General features: G+C 59.0%; 18 protein-coding genes. 3 read left to right on the top strand and 15 right to left on the bottom strand.

The window, feature by feature from the left end; all coding sequences use genetic code 11:
- Nucleotides 1–181: 181 nt before the first annotated feature.
- Complete coding sequence (locus tag GBC55_RS15510) at nt 182–946, bottom strand: GntR family transcriptional regulator (protein ID WP_064378756.1); 765 nt, start codon at nt 944–946, stop codon at nt 182–184.
- A gap of 283 nt (nt 947–1,229) precedes the next feature.
- On the opposite strand from GBC55_RS15510, the gene GBC55_RS15515 reads away from it, so the two are divergent.
- Nucleotides 1,230–2,420, top strand: a complete 1,191-nt coding sequence (locus GBC55_RS15515) for a benzoate/H(+) symporter BenE family transporter (protein ID WP_162438362.1) — start codon at nt 1,230–1,232, stop codon at nt 2,418–2,420.
- A gap of 156 nt (nt 2,421–2,576) precedes the next feature.
- On the opposite strand, the gene GBC55_RS15520 is transcribed toward GBC55_RS15515, so the two are convergent.
- Nucleotides 2,577–2,921 carry a YggL family protein gene (locus GBC55_RS15520; RefSeq protein ID WP_162438361.1) on the bottom strand — a complete coding sequence of 115 codons (345 nt, stop codon included), beginning with the start codon at nt 2,919–2,921 and terminating at the stop codon, nt 2,577–2,579.
- Nucleotides 2,922–3,153: 232 nt separating this feature from the next.
- Here GBC55_RS15520 and dacB point away from each other — a divergent pair, with 232 nt between their 5' ends.
- Nucleotides 3,154–4,614 carry a D-alanyl-D-alanine carboxypeptidase/D-alanyl-D-alanine-endopeptidase gene (gene dacB / locus GBC55_RS15525; protein WP_162438360.1) on the top strand — a complete coding sequence of 487 codons (1,461 nt, stop codon included), beginning with the start codon at nt 3,154–3,156 and terminating at the stop codon, nt 4,612–4,614.
- Nucleotides 4,615–4,746: 132 nt separating this feature from the next.
- On the opposite strand, the gene GBC55_RS15530 is transcribed toward dacB, so the two are convergent.
- Nucleotides 4,747–7,137: a GGDEF domain-containing protein gene (locus GBC55_RS15530; RefSeq protein ID WP_162438359.1), complete on the bottom strand. Its 2,391-nt coding sequence runs from the start codon at nt 7,135–7,137 to the stop codon at nt 4,747–4,749.
- A 323-nt stretch (nt 7,138–7,460) separates the two neighbouring features.
- Nucleotides 7,461–9,731, bottom strand: coding sequence for a bifunctional 23S rRNA (guanine(2069)-N(7))-methyltransferase RlmK/23S rRNA (guanine(2445)-N(2))-methyltransferase RlmL (gene rlmKL, locus GBC55_RS15535; RefSeq protein WP_162438358.1), 2,271 nt, complete (start codon nt 9,729–9,731; stop codon nt 7,461–7,463).
- 529 nt (nt 9,732–10,260) lie between these two features.
- On the opposite strand from rlmKL, the gene GBC55_RS15540 reads away from it, so the two are divergent.
- Nucleotides 10,261–10,476: a ribosome modulation factor gene (locus tag GBC55_RS15540; protein ID WP_003223300.1), complete on the top strand. Its 216-nt coding sequence runs from the start codon at nt 10,261–10,263 to the stop codon at nt 10,474–10,476.
- Nucleotides 10,477–10,651: 175 nt separating this feature from the next.
- Here GBC55_RS15540 and GBC55_RS15545 read toward each other — a convergent pair whose 3' ends face one another.
- The 11 genes from GBC55_RS15545 to GBC55_RS15595 form a co-directional block, all read right to left on the bottom strand.
- The gene (locus GBC55_RS15545; RefSeq protein WP_162438357.1) at nt 10,652–11,671 is read right to left on the bottom strand and encodes a quinone-dependent dihydroorotate dehydrogenase; all 1,020 of its coding nucleotides are present in this window, start codon (nt 11,669–11,671) and stop codon (nt 10,652–10,654) included.
- A gap of 113 nt (nt 11,672–11,784) precedes the next feature.
- The gene (locus GBC55_RS15550; RefSeq protein WP_162438356.1) at nt 11,785–13,167 is read right to left on the bottom strand and encodes a hypothetical protein; all 1,383 of its coding nucleotides are present in this window, start codon (nt 13,165–13,167) and stop codon (nt 11,785–11,787) included.
- A gap of 50 nt (nt 13,168–13,217) precedes the next feature.
- Nucleotides 13,218–13,655: a hypothetical protein gene (locus GBC55_RS15555; protein WP_162438355.1), complete on the bottom strand. Its 438-nt coding sequence runs from the start codon at nt 13,653–13,655 to the stop codon at nt 13,218–13,220.
- Nucleotides 13,652–14,329, bottom strand: coding sequence for an oxygen-regulated invasion protein OrgB (locus GBC55_RS15560; RefSeq protein WP_162438354.1), 678 nt, complete (start codon nt 14,327–14,329; stop codon nt 13,652–13,654). The genes GBC55_RS15555 and GBC55_RS15560 overlap by 4 nt, the downstream gene beginning before the upstream one ends.
- Entirely contained in the window at nt 14,301–14,870 is a 570-nt protein-coding gene (locus GBC55_RS15565; protein ID WP_162438353.1) for a secretion system protein, read from the bottom strand. Before GBC55_RS15565 ends, GBC55_RS15560 begins: the two co-directional genes overlap by 29 nt.
- On the bottom strand, nt 14,854–15,576 hold the full coding sequence (locus GBC55_RS15570; protein ID WP_162438352.1) for an EscJ/YscJ/HrcJ family type III secretion inner membrane ring protein: 723 nt from the start codon (nt 15,574–15,576) through the stop codon (nt 14,854–14,856). The genes GBC55_RS15565 and GBC55_RS15570 overlap by 17 nt, the downstream gene beginning before the upstream one ends.
- Entirely contained in the window at nt 15,573–15,881 is a 309-nt protein-coding gene (gene sctI / locus GBC55_RS15575) for a type III secretion system inner rod subunit SctI (protein ID WP_162438351.1), read from the bottom strand. The genes GBC55_RS15570 and sctI overlap by 4 nt, the downstream gene beginning before the upstream one ends.
- A gap of 56 nt (nt 15,882–15,937) precedes the next feature.
- Nucleotides 15,938–16,204, bottom strand: a complete 267-nt coding sequence (sctF, locus tag GBC55_RS15580; protein WP_162438350.1) for a type III secretion system needle filament subunit SctF — start codon at nt 16,202–16,204, stop codon at nt 15,938–15,940.
- 10 nt (nt 16,205–16,214) lie between these two features.
- The gene (locus GBC55_RS15585) at nt 16,215–17,369 is read right to left on the bottom strand and encodes a PrgH/EprH family type III secretion apparatus protein (RefSeq protein WP_247266926.1); all 1,155 of its coding nucleotides are present in this window, start codon (nt 17,367–17,369) and stop codon (nt 16,215–16,217) included.
- Nucleotides 17,370–17,476: 107 nt separating this feature from the next.
- Complete coding sequence (locus tag GBC55_RS15590) at nt 17,477–17,947, bottom strand: transglycosylase SLT domain-containing protein (RefSeq protein WP_162438348.1); 471 nt, start codon at nt 17,945–17,947, stop codon at nt 17,477–17,479.
- Nucleotides 17,944–19,587: a winged helix-turn-helix domain-containing protein gene (locus tag GBC55_RS15595; RefSeq protein ID WP_162438347.1), complete on the bottom strand. Its 1,644-nt coding sequence runs from the start codon at nt 19,585–19,587 to the stop codon at nt 17,944–17,946. Before GBC55_RS15595 ends, GBC55_RS15590 begins: the two co-directional genes overlap by 4 nt.
- Nucleotides 19,588–19,867: the final 280 nt, after the last annotated feature.

Below are 19,867 nucleotides of genomic sequence, written 5' to 3' on the forward strand. Positions count from 1 at the left end.
CACAACCAAGCGAATGGCCTCTGCTTTTTGCTCTGACGTGACAACCCGATAACCCATGATGCTTCCTTAGATCGACGCTCCTACATCATGGTCTAAAAAAATTCGACCGCAACACGGCAGCTCCTACAGAGGAACTCTGTACTCCTGTAGGAGCTGTCGAGTGAAACGAGGCTGCGATCTTTTAAAGCTTGGCCGCTGGCCGCCCAGGCTTCTTGGTCTGCAACAAATGCGAGAACACCGCGTGCAAATCATCCGACGCACTTTCTTCGTCAAGATTGAGCTTGCTGTCGATGTGATCCATGTGGTGCATCATCAAATCCACCGCCAGCTCACCATTGCGCGCTTCGATGGCATCGATCAACTGGGTGTGCTCGTCGTATGAACAGTGCGAACGATTGCCGCTTTCGTACTGGGCAATGATCAACGAGGTCTGCGACACCAGGCTGCGCTGGAAGCTGATCAGCGGTGCATTCTTTGCCGCTTCAGCCAGTTTCAGGTGGAACTCGCCCGACAGACGGATACCTGCACCGCGATCGCCACGGGAAAAGCTGTCGCGCTCGTCGTTGACCATCTGACGCAGCTCGGCGATCTGCTCGGCTGTCGCGTGCTGAACCGCCAGTTCGGTGATCGCTCGCTCCACCAGACGCCGGGCGAGGAACACCTGCCGTGCCTCTTCGACACTCGGGCTGGCAACGACGGCGCCGCGATTGGGACGCAGCAGCACAACCCCTTCATGGGCCAGGCGCGATAGCGCACGGCGAATGATGGTGCGACTGACCCCGAAAATTTCCCCCAGCGCTTCTTCGCTCAACTTGGTGCCGGGCGCCAGACGCTGCTCGAGGATGGCCTCGAAGATATGCGCGTAGACAATATCGTCCTGGGTACCGCTGCGGCCGGCTTTGCCTGCTCGCGGTTGTTTCTTGAGGGGCTGCAACTGTTCGTTCATGGGCACTCGAGTCGGGAGAACTGCGGCGAATTGACCGTGACTGTAATACGGCACAGTGGGTCGCTGGCAAGTATCGCGTAAAAAACACCGCGATTGTACACAATGGATGGTGGCAACACGACTGTACGGCTGTTTGTTGCCTCCGCTGTATTGCAACGCAGGGTTACGTTTGAGTTTAGGCTTGAATCCATAACCCGCGCGTTAACCTGGGTCATGTAACAGCTGGCGAAGCCTGCTGCTACAAAGGCTCGGGCATCTTCACTAGAGCAAGGAACACCCCGTCATGAACGACGCCACGCACACGCAGCTCCGCCCTCTGGCCGATACGTCACCTTCGGCGATCGTTGCCGGTTTCATCGCCATGATGACCGGCTACACCAGCTCCCTGGTGTTGATGTTCCAGGCCGGCCAATCCGCCGGCCTGACCAGCGGGCAGATTTCGTCGTGGATCTGGGCGATCTCGATTGGCATGGCGGTGTGCTCGATCGGCCTGTCCCTGCGTTATCGGACGCCCATCACCATCGCTTGGTCGACGCCCGGCGCAGCGCTGCTGATCACCAGCCTCGGCGGTGTCAGCTACGGCGAAGCGATCGGCGCTTACATCACCTGCGCCGTCCTGGTCACGATCTGTGGTTTGACCGGCAGCTTCGAGCGTCTGGTCAAAAAGATTCCGGCCTCCCTGGCGGCGGCGTTATTGGCGGGGATTCTGTTCAAGATCGGCAGTGAAATCTTTGTCGCGGCGCAGCATCGCACGGCGCTGGTCTTGGGGATGTTCTTCACTTATCTGGTGATCAAGCGCCTGTCGCCGCGTTATGCCGTGCTGGCTGCATTGCTGATCGGTACGGCCCTGTCAGGGTTCATGGGGTTGCTGGACTTCAGTGGCTTCCACCTGGAAGTGGCGACGCCTGTGTGGACCACGCCGCACTTCTCCCTGGCGGCCACCATCAGCATCGGCATTCCGCTGTTTGTCGTGGCCATGACCTCGCAAAACATGCCAGGGATCGCGGTTTTGCGCGCCGATGGGTACAACGTGCCCGCGTCACCGCTGATCACCACCACCGGCATCGCCTCGCTGCTGCTGGCACCGTTTGGCTCGCACGGGATCAACCTGGCGGCCATCAGCGCAGCAATCTGCACCGGCCCCCATGCCCACGAAGATCGCAACAAGCGCTACACGGCGGCGGTCTGGTGCGGGATTTTCTACGGGATCGCCGGTGTGTTTGGCGCGACACTGGCGGCGCTGTTTGCCGCGCTGCCCAAAGAACTGGTGCTGTCGATTGCGGCGCTGGCGTTGTTCGGCTCGATCATCAACGGGCTGAGCATTGCCATGAGCGAAGTGAAGGAGCGTGAAGCGGCGCTGATCACCTTCATGGTGACGGCGTCGGGGCTGACGCTGTTTTCCATCGGTTCGGCGTTTTGGGGGATTGTGGCGGGGGTGGTGACGCTAGTGATTTTGAATTGGCGTAAAGCCTGATCCCTTGTAGGAGCGAGCTTGCTCGCGATGGACTCGAGGGCGCCGCGTGTATTCAGAAAAAACGCGTAATCGTTAACGTCCATCGCGAGCAAGCTCGCTCCTACAAAAAGCAGGCATAAAAAAACGGCGACCCTTGGGTCGCCGTTTTTTCTAACATCAAGCTACCGGATTGATCGGCTTTTCCGGGTACCAGACGTCGATCAGCGGGCTGACGGTTGCTTCGGTCAGTTCGCTGCGGCCTTTGAGCCAGGCTTCAACAGCAGCGCGCTGCTCTTCGGATACCGAGCCACGTTTCTGCAGGCAAACCAGACCGAAGTCGTCGCCGCCAACATAACCCAGACCGTTGGCTTCCATGGCTTCTTGCAGGAACGCATCGAGGAAAGCATCAATGGCTTCATCAGCCAAATCTTCTTTGAAATCCAGGTTCAGTTCGAAACCCAGCTCTTGAAATTCATCGACGCACAGTTTTTTGCGCAGACGCTGGGAACGGTTAGTCGCCATTGGAACAATCCTCATAAGTAATAACGGGCGGCACTTTAGCAGTTTAAGCCGCCAATTGCCCGACTCTCTGGGCGCGGCGACCTACCGTCGGTAAAAAATAGCTTATTAGCGGGCCAGGTCACGGCACAAGCCCCTACACCTTGGGGCATAATGCCGACACTTTCATGACTACTGAGGGAATTTATCTTCATGCCCTCGTCTTTTTCCCCTCGGCTGTAGGGTTCTATTTCATATGATCAAATCTTTGCGTCCATTGTTGCTGGCCGGTTTACTTCTCCCATTGGCCCTCCCGCTTGCCGCTGCGCCCATTAATACCGGCTTGACTCCCAACGTTGAAAAGGCCCTCAAGGCCAGCAAACTGCAGGACAACGCCCTGTCCCTGGTGCTGATTCCCCTCAACGGCCCGGGCACGCCGACCATTTTCAATGCGGACGTCTCGGTCAACCCGGCGTCGACCATGAAGCTGGTCACCACTTACGCGGCGCTGGAAATGCTCGGCCCGAACCACCAGTGGAAAACCGAGTTCTACACCGACGGCACCCTCAGCGGCGGCATTCTCAACGGCAACCTCTTCCTTAAAGGTGGCGGCGATCCGAAGCTGAACATGGAAAAACTCTGGTTGCTGATGCGAGACCTGCGCGCCAATGGCGTCACGCAGATCACCGGCGACCTGGTGCTGGACCGCAATTTCTTCACGCAACCGCAACTGCCCGAGTTCAACGATGACGGCAATGACGAGAACAAGCCGTTCCTGGTCAAACCCGATTCGCTGATGGTCAATCTCAAGGCGCTGCGCTTTGTGGCCCGCAATGACAACGGCCGGGTACTGGTGTCGGTCGAGCCACCGATTGCCTCGATCCGTATCGAAAACCAGGTCAAGGCCATCAACTCCAAGCAGTGCACCGGCGGCGTGCGCTACAACCCGGTGACCCAACCCGATGGCAGCGTGACCGTGACGGTTGGCGGCCAGTTGGGCGATGGCTGCAGCTCCCAGACGTACTTGTCGCTGCTGGACCACGCGACCTACACCGCTGGTGCGGTCCGGGCCATCTGGAAAGAGCTGGGCGGCAGCATTCAGGGCAAGGACGTTCTGGCGCCTACGCCGAAAAATGCCAAATTGCTGGCCCGGGCTTATTCGCCGGACCTGGCGGAAATTATCCGCGACGTCAACAAATACAGTAACAACACCATGGCCCAGCAGCTGTTCCTGAGCCTGGGTCAGCGGTTCCGCACCGACGCCGATGGCGACGACGCCAAGGCTGCCCAGCGCGTGGTTCGGCAGTGGCTGGCGAAGAAAGGCATCACCGCGCCGCACCTGATCATGGAGAACGGCTCCGGCCTGTCCCGCGCCGAGCGTGTCAGCGCCCGGGAAATGGCGGCGATGCTGCAGGCCGCCTGGCGCAGCCCGTACGCTGCCGAGTTCATCAGCTCGATGCCAATTGCCGGCACCGACGGCACCATGCGCAAGCGCTTGAAGACCACCGCGATGCGCGGTGAAGCGCACGTCAAGACCGGCACCCTGAATACCGTTCGAGCGATCTCCGGCTATAGCCGCGACATCAACGGCAATACCTGGGCGGTGGTCGCGATCCTCAACGACAAGGCTCCCTTCGGCGCATCGTCGGTGCTGGATCAGGTGCTGCTGGACCTGTATCGCCAGCCGAAACTGCCAGAGACGGCGTCGGTGCTGTAACCGGATAGACCTGCCACAAAAACAATTGTGGGAGTGAGCCTGCTCGCGATAGCGGTGTATCAGTCGACATAAAAGTTGAATGACACGACGCTATCGCGAGCAGGCTCACTCCTACAGGGTTTGGGTCCACATTCAGGTTATTTCTGCCTCTACCCGATCCCGTCCAGCCTGTTTCGCGGCATACACCCCCGAATCCGCCCGCAGCAACAGCGCGTCCGCGCCCTCCCCGGCTCGCCAGCTGGCCACACCGAAACTCGCCGTGACGATCCCGACGCCGTCAATCGGCGAACTGCGCAACTCCTGCCATAGCTGCAACGCCAGCACATATGCGTGCTCGCCACCGATGTCCGGGCAGAGCACCATGAATTCCTCGCCTCCCAAACGACAAAACACATCCGTGCGACGCAGGCGATGGCCGATACGTTCGCACACGGCCTGCAGCACCCGGTCACCGACCGCGTGACCGTGCTGGTCATTGATCCGTTTGAAGTGATCGACATCGAGCATGATCACCGACAACTCGCCGCCACCACGCTCGACCCTGGCCATTTCGGTGGTCAGGCGCTCTTGAAAGTAGCGGCGGTTGTGAATACCCGTCAGGGAATCCGTCACCGACAGCGCCCGCAGTTCTTCTTCCACGCGCTTGAGGTCGGAGATGTCTGAAATGTAGCCATGCCACAGCACACCGCCGCCGGGCAGTTCCTCAGGGGTCGCTTCGCCACGGACCCAGCGCAGCCCACGCAGCGGCAATTGCACGCGATACTCCTCGCGCCACGGGCTCAGGTTGTCCGCCGAAGCGCGGATCGAAGCGCGCACCCGCGTGGTGTCTTGCGGATGAATCCGGGTGAAGATCGCTTCGGCATTGAGCAGCAGCACATCCGGTTCGAGTTCGTAGATCTCGCGAATCCCGTCACTGGCGTAGATCACACTGAAACGCCCGTCGAATTCCATCTTGAACTGGTAGATCCCGCCCGGCACATGGGCACTGAGTTTCTTCAGCAGCAGGTCACGCGCCGCCAGTGCTTCGTGAACGCGCTTGCGTTCGGTGATGTCGATGCAGATCGCCAGGTGTCCGACCCACAGGCCCAGTTCGTCGAGCACAGGCGTCGCCAACATGTTCACCGCAAGGTGACTGCCATCGCTGCGCACCAGCGTCCATTCCCGCGCTTCATGACCGCCCTCCTCACCGCCCTCGACCAGCATCGCCTGACAAGTGGGAATCGCTTTGCCATACCGCGCGCTCAACTCCGCCGAACGCGCCGCCAGCTCCCTAGGCAAGTGCAGATTCTCCAGCGTCATGTGCCCCACCACTTCGGCACTGGAGTAGCCAAGCATGTGTTCGGCACCGGCATTAAAGGTGGTGATGACGCCGCGCAGGTCGGTGGCGATGATCGCTACCTGCGTCGCGGCGTTCAGTACGCCACGCAGCTGGCCGTGGGTGCCGCGCAACTCCTGCTCGCGGGCACGCAGTTCCTGGGTCCGTTGCTCGACCAGTTTCAGCGCCCGCTGACGTTGGCTGACCAACACGTAAAGCAAGGCGCTGAGCAGCAGACTGAGTAAGCTGCCCAACACCACCAGGCTGCTCACCGAAGAATGGTTGGCCTGCAGAAACGAGGTACTGGGCCGCATTTCAACCTGATAATCATGGTCGGCCAGACGGATCAGTTGCGTCGATGACAGTTCGCTGACGGCGGGCGTATTGCTCGACTCATACAGCACTTCATGCTGATCCCCGGTGGACAGATCAAGAATGCGCACCGAGAGGAAATCGTGATTATCCTCCGGCAATCCGTCTGCAAGCAGTTGGCGCATGCTGATAACGGCCATGACGTAACCATCCGGCATACCCCCCGCCGCCGGCTGCCGGCTAACCGGTGCCACCAACAGGATTCCCCGGGCATAGGTCGGCTCAATCCCCAGCAGATACAGTGGTTGCGACACCGCCATGCCACCATGGCTGTCGGCCCGCTCCAGCGTGGCGCGGCGCAACGGTTGCGCAAGCAAATCGAATCCCAGAGGGGTGGGAAGACGGCTTTGGGTCTGTGTGTACAGCACCGGAGCGTACTCGTCCCGCTCAGCAGCCGTTTGCAACTGCCCGGTGGCATCCAGTTCGCGGACACGAAACTCGCTCAACCCTTCTTCCTGCACCTCGCGTTCAAACGCAAGCCGCGCGGCACGGGAGATCCGCGGCGCCCATGAATAGGCTTGGGTGCGATGCAACAGTGGCCTGGCGTAACCGTCGAATTCCTCGCGGGACACCGTGCCGGAATTGGCAAAGAACCGGCGCAACCCGTCCAGGCGCTGTTCCTGATCTTCAAAACGTTCTTCGATACGGCTGTAACGTTCACTGGCGAGCAGTTGGAAGCGTTGCCGCAATTGATGGTGAAACAGATTCAGTGTCGACCAGGCCAGCAGCCCCGTGAGAATGCCGCCGACGAGCAATACCAGCAGCGCGACCAGCCAGGCCGAAGCATCTTCACTGATGAAACCCAGGATCTTTGGGCGCATGACGTGCAACGACATAGAGGCAGACTCAAAACGCCAAGCGCCGGGAAAGCTCAATGGCCCTGAGTTGAGTTATAGCTATTAGCCACTAATTTGACCAGCATTGAGAGGAGCCAAGAGCCTTTTAAAAACAAGGCTCTGTGGATGCAACAAAATTAGCAGTAACACATACCCCTGTAGCAGCTGGCGAAGCCTGCGTTGGCTCCGGGGTCGCGCTCGACCGAAGCGGTCGCTTTTTGGACGATTTGATGTCTCCCTGAAAATCGGGGCCGCTTCGCGCCCCAACGCAGGCTTCGCCAGCTGCTACAGGTGTGCGCTACGACTTAACTACCCTGCATTACTCAACTAGCCATGATTTTCCAGGCGCGGTGGATCTTGCCGTTACGGGCGAAATCCGGGTCGATGGTCTTGGCGGTGATTTCTTCTACCGCGTAGCGCTCGCTCAGGTTGGGCTCGAGTTCGAACTTGCGGAAGTTGTTGGAGAAGTACAACACCCCACCCGGCGCCAGGCGTGCCATGGCCAGGTCGATCAGCTGCACCTGGTCACGCTGCACGTCGAAGATGCCTTCCATGCGCTTGGAGTTGGAGAACGTCGGCGGATCGATGAAGATCAGGTCGTACTCGTCACGGCAGGCGTCCAGCCAGACCATCACATCGCCCTGCTCCAGACGGTTCTTGTCAGAGAAACCGTTCAGCGACAGGTTGCGGCGCGCCCAGTCCAGGTAGGTTTTCGACAGGTCGACACTGGTGGTGCTGCGCGCGCCACCCTTGGCTGCATGGACGCTGGCGGTCGCGGTGTAGCAATACAGGTTGAGGAACCGCTTGCCGGCCGCCTCTTTCTGAATTCGCATGCGCATTGGCCGGTGATCGAGGAACAGGCCGGTGTCGAGGTAATCGGTAAGGTTCACCAGCAGCTTGACGCCACCTTCGTTGACCTCGACAAACTTGCCCTGAGCCGCCTGACGCTCGTACTGCTTGGTGCCGCTCTGACGTTCGCGGCGCTTGACCACGACACGGCTCTTGTCGACGTTCAGGGCCTGGGGAATGGCAGCCAGGGCATCGAACATGCGCGCCGAGGCTTTTTCCGGATCGATGGATTTCGGCGCGGCGTATTCCTGGACGTGGACCCAATCCTGATACAGGTCGATGGCCATCGAGTACTCAGGCATGTCCGCATCGTAGACGCGGTAGCAGTCGATACCTTCACGCTTGACCCACTTACCCAGGGCCTTGAGATTTTTTTGCAGACGATTGGCGAACATCTGCCCGCCTTCGCTCAAGCGCGGTTGCTCGATCACCACAGGAACAGGTTTGATCGGGTTGCCGTTCTTGTTGTACTTCTCGTACTTGCCCGGTGCCACGTCATTGCCGGCGACTTCGACTTCAGCCTGCTCGCGCTCTATCTGGCGTTGTTCCGGGGTGCGGCGCTCGCCTGTGACGAACTGATCCGGCGTGACCTTGATCAGCAGCAACTTGCACGGCAAGGCGCCGTTCCAGAACGAATATTGCTTGTGGCTGCGGATGCCCATGCGCTTGCCCAGGTCCGGGGCGCCGGTGAACACGGCGGCCTCCCAGTTCAGGCATGCCTGACGCAGACGTTCGCCGAGGTTCTGGTAGAGATAGAGCAAGCTCGCCTCGTCGCCCAGACGCTCGCCGTACGGCGGGTTGCAGATGACCAGACCTTTCTGGTTCTGGTCCGGGCGCGGCTCGAACGTGCCGACTTCGCCCTGGTAGATCTTGATCCACTCGCTCAGACCGGCACGTTCGACGTTGTTGCGGCCCGGTTGAATCAGGCGCGGGTCAGCTTCATAACCACGAATCCACAGCGGTGGCTTGGCCAGACCGGCAGCCGCACGCTCGGTGGCTTCTTCATGCAGTTTTTTCCACAGGGCCGGGACGTGACCCAGCCAGGCCGTGAAGCCCCACTGCTCGCGACGCAGGTTCGGTGCCATATCAGCGGCAATCATTGCCGCTTCTACGAGGAACGTACCCACACCGCACATCGGGTCAGCCAGTGCGCCGCCCTCGGCTGCAATGCGAGGCCAGCCGGAACGGATCAGGATCGCTGCCGCGAGGTTTTCCTTCAGCGGCGCAGCACCCTGCTGCAAGCGGTAGCCGCGCTGGTGCAGGCTGTGGCCCGAGAGGTCGAGAGAGAGGATCGCTTCGCCGCGATCCAGGCGCAGGTGAATGCGCAGGTCCGGGTTGAGCTTGTCGATCGATGGACGATCGCCTTGCGGCGTGCGCAGTTTGTCGACGATGGCGTCTTTGACTTTCAAGGCGCCGAAGTGGGTGTTGTCGATGCCCGAGCCGTGACCGCTGAACTCGACCGCCAGGGTGCCGTCGTTGAGCATGTGGTCTTGCCACTCGATATCGAGCACGCCGTGGTAAAGGTCTTCAGCGTCCTTCATCGGGAAACGCTTGAGCACCAGCAGCACCCGGTTCGCCAGACGCGACCACAGGCACAGACGATAAGCGGTTTCCATGGTGGCCATGCCGCGCACGGCAGAGGTGTGTTCACGTGCTTCTTCAAGGCCAAGCCCGACGGCTTCCTCGATAAGCAGGCCTTCAAGGCCTTTTGGGCAAGTGAGGAAGATTTCAAATTGGTCGGACATTGGAATTTCAAAGCCTTTGGCGAGTGAACGGGCAACGCATTGCCGGTCCGGTTTTCAATCAGGCGTTTTTCTAAAAGAACGCCCGCGTGGCACGAAGGTGTGCCGTCCCACCCTTGCTGCTCGGTTAAAAGAGCTTAGATGCAAAGACAGGTAAAAAAGTTGGGGAAACAAAATGTCATAAGGTGACCCTTCGTCGAATAATGCCTCATCGCAACGCGAGGCGTTCTCGTTAAAGGATTAGCACCGTCATCCTGCGCGGGGCCGATCATACCGGGGTTTGGTCAATAAACGCGTGTAAACATCGCGTTACTTATGGCTATACCACCTTAATGGTTACGTCCTTATGACAAAACGATCATTCCCTCGATGTGACGCATTGGTTAGAACTCAACACAGGTTGACGCCGCAACGACGTCAACAACTTGGCTCGCGACGCCGGCAGCGAGCCCCCAACGGCAGGAGTTTTTTCTGCCAGACCTCAATAGAGGTCGACGCGATAAATACAGTCAACAAGTGAGGGCAACACCCTATGAGAAGACTTAAGCGTGATCCGTTGGAAAGAGCATTTTTGCGCGGATATCAATATGGCGTTGGTGGCAAATCCCGTGAGCTTTGCCCATTTACTCTACCGTCAGTACGCCAAGCCTGGATTAACGGCTGGCGAGAAGGACGCGGCGACAACTGGGACGGTATGACCGGCACTGCGGGAATCCACAGACTCAACGAACTTCACGCCGTCGGCTAATTTACAGGGCTTAACACTCCGACACGACAATCTGATTACTGAACACCTTAACCACGCACGCCCCATCCGGGCGGCGGGCTCCGGCCCAGGGGCTCCCTCGAGGAGCCCTTTTTTATGCCTGCAAATTCACCGTAACCACAAATAAATCCCCTCACCAAACCAGCGCCCACAAGGATCAACGTAAAGCAGCGATCGCATCCACCGACTCACGAATCAATGCCGGGCCTTTATAGATGAAACCCGAGTAGATCTGCACCAAACTCGCACCCGCGGCGATTTTCTCTGCCGCGTGCTTGCCTTCGGTGATGCCGCCTGCGGCGATGATCGGCAAACGACCGGCCAATTCCGCCGCCAGTACCTTCACGGTGTGGGTGCTCTTCTCACGTACCGGTGCACCAGACAGACCGCCCGCCTCGTCACCATGTTCCATGCCTTCGACGCCAACGCGGCTCAGGGTGGTGTTGGTCGCGATGACGGCGTCCATTCCGGTTTCGATCAACGCTTGCGCAACCTGAACGGTTTCTTCGTCGGTCATGTCCGGCGCGATCTTGATCGCCAGCGGCACATGCTTGCCGTGACGCAGCGCCAGCTCAGCCCGGCGTGTGGCCAGATCGGCCAGCAGTTGCTTGAGCGAATCACCGAACTGAAGGCTGCGCAGGCCCGGCGTATTGGGCGAACTGACGTTAACGGTGATGTAACTGGCGTGGGCGTAGACCTTGTCCAGGCAGATCAGGTAGTCATCGACGGCCCGTTCAACCGGGGTATCGAAGTTCTTGCCGATGTTGATGCCCAGCACACCCTTGTACTTCGCCGCCGCCACACGGGCCAACAGATGATCGACGCCAAGGTTGTTGAACCCCATGCGATTGATGATCGCCTCGGCTTCCGGCAGACGGAAAATCCGTGGTTTCGGATTGCCCGGCTGCGCACGCGGGGTGATGGTGCCGATTTCGACGAAACCAAAACCCAACTGGGCAAAACCGTCGATGGCCGCGCCATTCTTGTCCAGGCCAGCCGCCAGCCCCACCGGGTTCGGGAAATCCAGCCCCATGACCGTTACCGGTTTTTTCGCCGGAGCCTTGCACAGCAAGCCGTTAAGCCCCAGACGTCCGCCGGCACCGATCAGGTCCAGGGACAGATCGTGGGAGGTTTCCGGGGAGAGTTTGAACAACAGCTGACGGGCCAGGGTGTACATGGGCGGGTTTGACTCTGGGCTGGGAAAAGTGGCGGCGATTATAGCCGGGGTGGAGGGGCGTGCGCGAGGGACTGCATCAAACGAGCGCCCGATCCACCCCAAACAAGAGGGCGCTACGGCGTAGGCTGCTCCCTCAGTTGTTCAGGTGACCAGCTCCGGTCACTGCGCTGTGAACACGTCCAGATAAACGGAAAGTAGATCAGCATCAGCATTCCCATCAGGCAGATATTCAAGATATGGCCCTGACTGGTTTCACCATAGTCGGAAAGCGCCAATTCGACTGCCACCGCCCCGACAACAAGATTGATCGCCTGAAAGGCTGATGTTCGGGACGCATTGACGTTCAGAAGAGCATCAGCCAGCTGTTCACGTGAAGGCAAGCGTGCTCCCGCGCGTACTTCCAGGACACTGCGCTGCAAGGACTCCGGATCCGACAATGCTGAATCCAGACCCGCTGTCGGGGACAGCAAGGGCCAGCTTCGGCACAGGATGAAAATGAAATCGTCAATGACCGCGCCTGCCGCGTTGAGGCCACCCTGAATTACATCCGCTCCCAAACTGTAACCGAGGTCGGCCGAAAACCGTCCGGCACCACTTGGTGGCATCAGGGCACCGACCTCCGCCAGCAGAAACTGCACGGCCCCGTAGGACACCGTCGTTACCGCAGTAGCGCTCGTCGTGGCGTCGCCGGCATTGCTCTGCAAAGAAAAGAACGCATTCGTGACATCTCGAGCGACGGTGTACACATTCGTTGCAATTGCGCTGGTGAGCATGGAGGAAGATGCACCGGTCAAATGCGCCGCAATCAACGAGCCCATGGTGATGCTGGCCATACACACTCGCCCAAGCCGGGTTTGCAGGTTTGCGGTTCCGGCACGTTCGTCGCGTATCGCCCCCATCAGGCTCATTGCCGGACCGATCATTGTGACGGCTGCGACGGCCCATGCCTGGGAGGCTTGGGGCGAGTCGCCTTCCTGAATGGCTTGCTCAATGTAATAACTGGCGACCTGGCGCAGCACCGTGGTCGCCGCGACGATCAGGCCTGTACGAGCGGTGATGTTAAGCAGATTGAGTAATGGCTCCCTAGCGCTCCCAAGCGACTCTAAAGCCGCGCCAAGAAACGATTCCATTCGGCTTACAGGGGTTTGCTGAATATCCGCCCTGTTTAATTCGGCAGCTCGCACAAACAAATCCTCGTGCTGCGATTGCGATGGCAAGTCTCCTTGAATGAAGAGTTTGATGTCATCCGCAAGACGTTGCGCTGTTTCGCCCAGATCTGCCTGGCAAATGTTTAACTGACGCTGCACCGCGCGATCAAACACCTGCATCCCGATTCCGATTTGCCTTGAAGTGCCCAAAGCGCTCAGTTCGAAGTTCGGACACGCTAAGTCAAGCGCGTCTATCAATTGGCTGCGAATCGGGTTGATGGCGGCGGTGTCAACGCCTTCAGAGGCTTTAAAGATAGTTCCTGTCGACCCGCTAACCGAATTTAACATTGTGATCTCTCTATTTTAAGAAGTACTTTCCCGGGCCATTCGGCCCCCCCTCACCACTCACTCTTCTCCCACGCATCGTCTTCCATCGGCTGGAACACATCACGCATGTAGCTCTTGACGAATACATCCATAGCGAACGCCAACCCGTTGGCGCCCTTGATTTCCTTGAACAGCTGGGTCTTTTCCAGCCCTTCCTCTTTCAGCTTGACCAACACCTGAAGCGTCACCGCCAAAAGCGCTTTGGCACTGGGATAAGCAGGCGTGACGCCGTCCTCTCCCCGTAACGACCTCAAGTAGTCATAGATCGCCTTCTCACCCTGCCCTTCCATGCTGAGCAGCTGATGGTAGAGCCGGTCAAACTCGGGGTCCGGGCGCCTTCCTCCGGCAATGTCCGGATTGGTACGCAACACACGTGACTCCAGCGTTTCAACTTCGCCAATACCGCTGTTCTGAACATTTCGTGAGCCCACGATCGCGTCGATACTCATCGTGTCCCCGCTCCAAAACCCCTGCACAAATCATTGAGTCGCTGGATCGACGCGTCGTCGAGGGCACGCACCGACGCTGGCAAGCTTTCCAAAAGGGACAACAACCTGGGGTGCAATCGCTGGCACGTCGTCTCGATATCGAACTCGAGCAACTGATCGGCAAGGCGCACCACATACCGCTCTTGCGGTTGATACTCAAGCACCAACGCGCCGGGCCAAATGGCCTGCAACCGCTGGCGCAGATCACTGCCTTGAGGTTTGCAGCGCAGGGGTACCAGCACCTGCAAAACCTGGTCTGTGTGGCTCGCTTGATTCGCCAGCCAGCGTGCGAGCATCTCGTCCAGCCATTCGCCGCGACTCAGCAGATCGCCGAGCAGCTGGCGAGAAGCCTGAGCGAGATCCCTGCGCAGTTGCTCGCCCAGCGATTGCGATTCGAGCAGCCCCCTCGCCAGGTCTTGCGCCGCGCGCATTACACCCTCGGCGTAACCCTGATGAAAGGCCTCGGCACGGACCGCTTCGGCCTGATCGCGAGCCTGATCAACGCACTCTCGAGCCCAGCCCCGAGCCTGGTCAGCCAGGACACGACGCTGTCGGGCCGCCACGATGTCTTCGCGCGCCATGCGTGCCTCACTCGAACAGGGCAGATCAGTCAGGGTTCGGATGGAGTCGAGCATGCTGCACCGCCAAAAAGAAAAGGGTCGGGTCGGGTTTCGCGACAGGCCATTGCTTGTGCAGGTCAACCACCTGTGGAGAAAACTGCAAAGCCAGCCGATCGAACAACGGCAGCGGCAGGTCAGCCGACCAACCTGACAATGCGTTGAAACCGGCAGCTTCAACCTGCTGGATCGGCGAGGCCGAAGACGGGATCGGCAGGCTGACGCGAGCGCCAGGATTGCAACTGGCGAAGGTGCGCAACGACCTCGGCAAATGCTGCAAAGCACCGCCTCGCGCCAGCTGGGGGAACAGCCGCCAGGCCCCCATCAACGAAGCGATTCGGGGCAGTTGTCGCCACTGCCGAATCCACATGTGCGCGATAGCGGTCTGCGGCATCGCGGGCCACGGACCTGCCTGCGGAAGGCCTTCAAACAGGATCTGATTGATTACCCGCCGGGCATCAGCTGCCTCGAAACCCGAAGGAACAGTCAGCCGCTGCGCGTGCAGGTAATCCAGCGGTTCGGTGAGAATCCGCTGCCAACGCTCAGCGCTTGACGTCACGGATCACTCCATTCAACTGCCGATACCCGAATACACCCGCACCGATAAAAAACAGCACGGCTACAAAAGCCATGACCCACAACCAGCGCGAATCACTCACTGCCGCACTCGCTAGCGGCGCGACATGCTGTGTCGGCGAACGTTTAGTCAGGACCACTGATATGTTTTCGTACTCAACGCCGGCAAAGCTGTTTTTCAGGAAGCGCTTGATGTCAGAGATCAACAATTGCGGCTCGACATCTCGCTCATGAACCGCCACGGCGGAGAGATGAATGGGCGCAGCCTTCCGCCCTCCTTCTCCGGCATCCAGGTCGTAACTGACATGCACCCGCGCCGACACCACCCCGTCCAGCACCCCCAGCGACTGTTCGATCCGCTGCTCCAACGCTGAGTAAAGCCGGGCTTTCTCGGCTCGAGGGGAAGCCACCAGCGAGTCACTGGGGAACATTTCCGCTACTTGCATGCGAGGTCTGGAGGGTAATGAATAGAGGTTGAGCAAGTCGACGGCCGCCGAAAAGTCGACCTTGTTGATTTTCACCGAGTAGCCGGCTTTGCCAGCGTCCACTTTGGTCGCCGTAATGTTGTTGCGCTGTAGCACCGAAAGCACTTCGTTTGCTTGTTGCTGGTCAAGCCCTTCAAGCAGGCTGGGCTGACGACACCCCACCAGCGCCAGGCATATCAACATCAGCAGCGCGCCTGCCTTCATGACGCGCGCAACAGCGTTTCGGCCGTACTCACGGCTTTGCGCACCAGAACGTTGAGTAAATTGATGTCCACGTTGTACTGCCCCATTTGTTCCTGCAGCCGGGCCAACGCTTCAGGGCTGGTGATATCGGGGCTCTCAATCAGCCGGTTGATCGAAGAAACCTCCTGCCCACTGGTCACCGCGGAACTGGCGAAGGCGTCGAGTAAACGACTTTCCAGGGACACCGTCGGACCTTCCTGAGGGCCGCGCAATTCGGTGATTGCGGTCCGTTCGACAAAAGAAGAAGAGAGGCTTTGGATAGACATGCACGACACTCATCAAAAATGGCCATCGCCAGGCGACGATGACCCGTCGGGAAAAATCAGCGAGCCGCCTGGATGATCGCCATGTCGATGTCCTTGAAGCCCTTGATCGTGTTGGTCTGGGCGTTTCGGAACACGGTATAGGAGGAAAACGCCGCTTGGTAAGCCGCGAGTTTTCCTGGATCGGACGCGTCGTTCTCGAGGTCAACCAGCGCTGCATCCAGCGCCTCTTTGAGGGTCTTTGCACCGTTTTCGAATGCTTCGGCTTGACGACCAAGGAAGTCATCGGGGAATTGAATCGGGAAGTCGATACCAGGGCCAGCCATAAATCACCTTCTACAGTTTTGTCGGAAAATGCCAAGACGATGAAGTCGTCTTGATGAAGCCCTGAGGGCCGGTCTGGAACGACTTGCCCTTGAGCGAATCGTCTTTGAGCTCGACAGTGAAGTGCACGTAGCGATCACCCCATTGCCGGTAAAACCCGTCGACGTAATGGCGCGCCGCCGCCAACTCGGAATCCTGCAAGTTGCCTGCGACGGCGAACGTGACACTGTCACCGTACTCAACACGGTTGAACCCCAGCGACAGACGTTGCAAACCCTGTTCGGCGAGATCGGCCAGCAAATGGTCATCCTGCATCTGCACCGCCACATCCCGGGCATAGGGCGCCGCCTGGAGCACGACCTCAAGCAACCGTGTTTGAGCATCAGGCGAGAGCACATTGCGCTGCGCACTGACCAGCAGCCGCGGAATCGAGGGGTTCTTCAGGTCCAGTGAGTGCCAGGCCAGTTGCGGATCATGGTCGACCAGCAGCTTCTCCAGCCGACGACGCTCCTGATCCATCACCAGCACTTTGGCGCTCAGCAAGTTATTGCGCATCAGCACCTGCCGGCTCCAGCCAGCGTCCCGTTCGGAAGCCACAAAGACGTACACCGTTTTGTCGCGCCCATGCACGACCTCAACCTCGGCGCTGGCGCCGGCGATGAGTTGGCGTACATCGGTTTCGGGGGCGTGCACCGGTACCGACCACACGCCGACCGAGGCCACCAGCAAGCTCAGCGCCAACCCGCCACTGAGCCATTTCACGAAGGTTTTTCGCGGCCACCGACGAGCGACGTCCTGATGCAAGGGGCCAGGCTGTAAAGCAACATGCTCAGGCTCCCAACGCTGATCGTGCGCATGTAAACCTATGTGCAAACCGCCCACGTGTTCGCTGCGCTGAAAAACAAGGTGCCGCGCTTGTGCCGACTCATCGAGCAGTCGCACCTGCACGCCGCTTTCATCCAGCAGCACTTCGAAATTGCATCCTCCGTGTTCCAGAGGAACGAAGATCGCATCCGCTGGCACGCTGAGCGGGCATTTCGCGTCTCCCAGAAGGTTCAGCGGTGCGACGATGAACAAAGTGCGTGGCTCACTGATCGGGAACTCGCACCCTTGCAACGGACCGTTCAAAATCCGCAGCACACAAGGTTGCAATGGGGGAACCGGCATATCCGTCACCATTCAGACTCCAGACCGTGAGTGAGCCCCCATCCTAAAAACATCAAGCTGGATGATCCTGATCGAATTCTGCTGATCGCGAATGCTCTCGATCAGAATTACCCTTCCACGCCTGTGGCGGCGACCTTGCGAGTCAACACCTGATAACGCTGCCAAACCTTTTGCGCGTAGCGAAGGCGTGCTGTCTGGCGGTCCGGAGCATTGCCGGCGTTGTACGCGCCGACGGCCGTCCAGTTGTAGCCGTATCGGGAAATAAAACCGGCCAGCACCGAAGCGCCTACTTCAACCGAGAGGCAGGGCTCATCCAGCAAAAGCTGCTCGGTAATCCCTTGGGTATGCAAACGAGGCAGGTGCCAGCTGTTAATCTGCATCAGCCCGATATCGCGACTACCGTCGGCATCGGTGTTCATCGCGTCTGCGCGTTGCTGCGATTCCACGTCGGCAATGGCCTGAAGCAGTTCGGGCTCGATCCCGTGCAACTGACCGGCCCTCCCCCAACAGAACGCGTGCGCCTGCCCGATCCCAAGACAGGTAAACACCAACAAACCTATTGCTCGCTGCCATGTCATGCCTGACGCATTCCACTGCCGAACGAAGCCACCTGCCGTACAGGAGAATTGGAGACCGGTGTTTGCCGCTGCAACGATCTCCAGCGTGGTGAGACCAACGCTCCCTCCACCCCGCCAGGCCATAGCGGCAAAGGCAACACAGCGACCGTTCGAGAGCGCGCCGAACGCAGCCAGTTCGCATACTGATTGCGCGCAGTGAGCGGGTTGACCCCGAAGAGTACATTCCAGGCGGCCAGGCCTTGCTCGCCGACTGCGATGTCAGTTAACGCGGCCCGTTCAAGCTCATACCAGGCGGCCTCGTACTGACCGAAATACGCCAATGTCGCCGCATGCAACATCACCAGCAAGGGATGCCCCGATGCGCCTTGCTGCAGACGCTGGCGTGCCATCAGCGCCGCGTTTTGCGGGTTGCCTGTCATCGCGATACGCACTTGCAGGACCTGCGCCCGCACGCAATCGGGGTCCAGCCGCAAGCACTTTTCAATGCACAGGGTCGCTTGATCGTTACGCCGCCAGAACCAGTGATGCCAGGCGTGAAAGTAATGAATGTCTGCCTGATCGGAGGCCAGCAAGCATCGACGGAACAGCACCTGCGCCGCATCCTCGCAACCACGCAAACTGGTGAGCAGGGCAAGACGAGACAAGGCTTGCGTGCAACAAGGGTCCAGTAACAACGCTTTGGAGATGGCCGACTCCGACTCTTCGACCGCGAGTTCCTGCTCACAGACACCCAGCATTGCCTGCCCCAACCAGGCATCAGCCAACCCACAAAGAGGCGGCGTATAGCGACTCGTCAACTGCAAGCACTGCCGAAACTGCACGATCGCGTCGCGCAGGCTTTGAGGGGTGTGCCGCTGCACACTGCACACACCGTTCAGGTAGGCCACTGCAGCCGGGTACGATGTACAAGCCGTGCCCACAATGCGTACTCCGGGCAATCGCTGCGCAATTTGGCAGGCCAACTCCCCCAGATGCGTATCCAGGCCACCGCCCTCTAAAACCTGCCCATGAATCAGCGCATGATCACCGCCACGAATCAGCTCGATCGACCATTGCCCCAACTCACCCTGCCGAATACAGCGGCCGCTCAAGTAATAATCCGGGGATAACCGCGACACCAGGTATTGCGCGTCAACGGGATAGTCATAAGCCGCCGTCAGGCTGGCTGGCATAACCCGTACAACGGTGTCGAAAATCGAAGAAAACTGCCGAATCATCGCCTCTTGCAAGTCCAGGGCGTCACCCTCGTCCATGCCACGAAAGGGCAGAACCGCGAGCGACGGCGCCGCGAGTGCCGACTCGTCAGGTGACCGGAGCTCAACCACAGGACAACTGAACCTGTAACCCTGACCGTAGACCGTGGCAATGAAGCCCTTGTTTTTCTCGAGCAACTTGCGCAATGCGTAAATGCAACGCGTCAACGACTCCTCGGCAGCATCGGCCTCGGGCCATACGGCATCCAGCAGATGATCCTTACTGATCACCGTGCCGGCCGATCCGAGCAGCAGCCGCAGCACACTCAGTTCTTTGGGAGGGACGTGTATTCCTTTACCTTCTTGCATCAGCGTTCCATCGCTTTGCAGCAGCCATTGGCCAAAAACGAACGACCTGAACGGCGTTTGATCAGTTGCACTGTCCATACGCGGAGAATCTCTATAGAAAGTACTGAATCGCGATCAAGCCTGAGCGTCGCCAGGCTTGGTGATGACAAGCGACGGGACTATAGGAAGTCGAGCGGGATGAATAAGTAGGAAAAACCTTATAAAGGCGTAGGCAAAAGCGACTGTCTTCGTAGGACCTATTACTTGCCGGTTTCCGGAGCTGAGTGCGACACAGCTAAATAGAAACCGATGCTCATGGCGCCTAACTACGACGCCACGTGTTCTCCTTACAAGTTCAAATGCAATATTAAAACTTCGA

Origin of the sequence: Pseudomonas sp. TNT3, assembly GCF_010095445.2 — a bacterium.
Taxonomy (GTDB): Bacteria; Pseudomonadota; Gammaproteobacteria; order Pseudomonadales; family Pseudomonadaceae; genus Aquipseudomonas.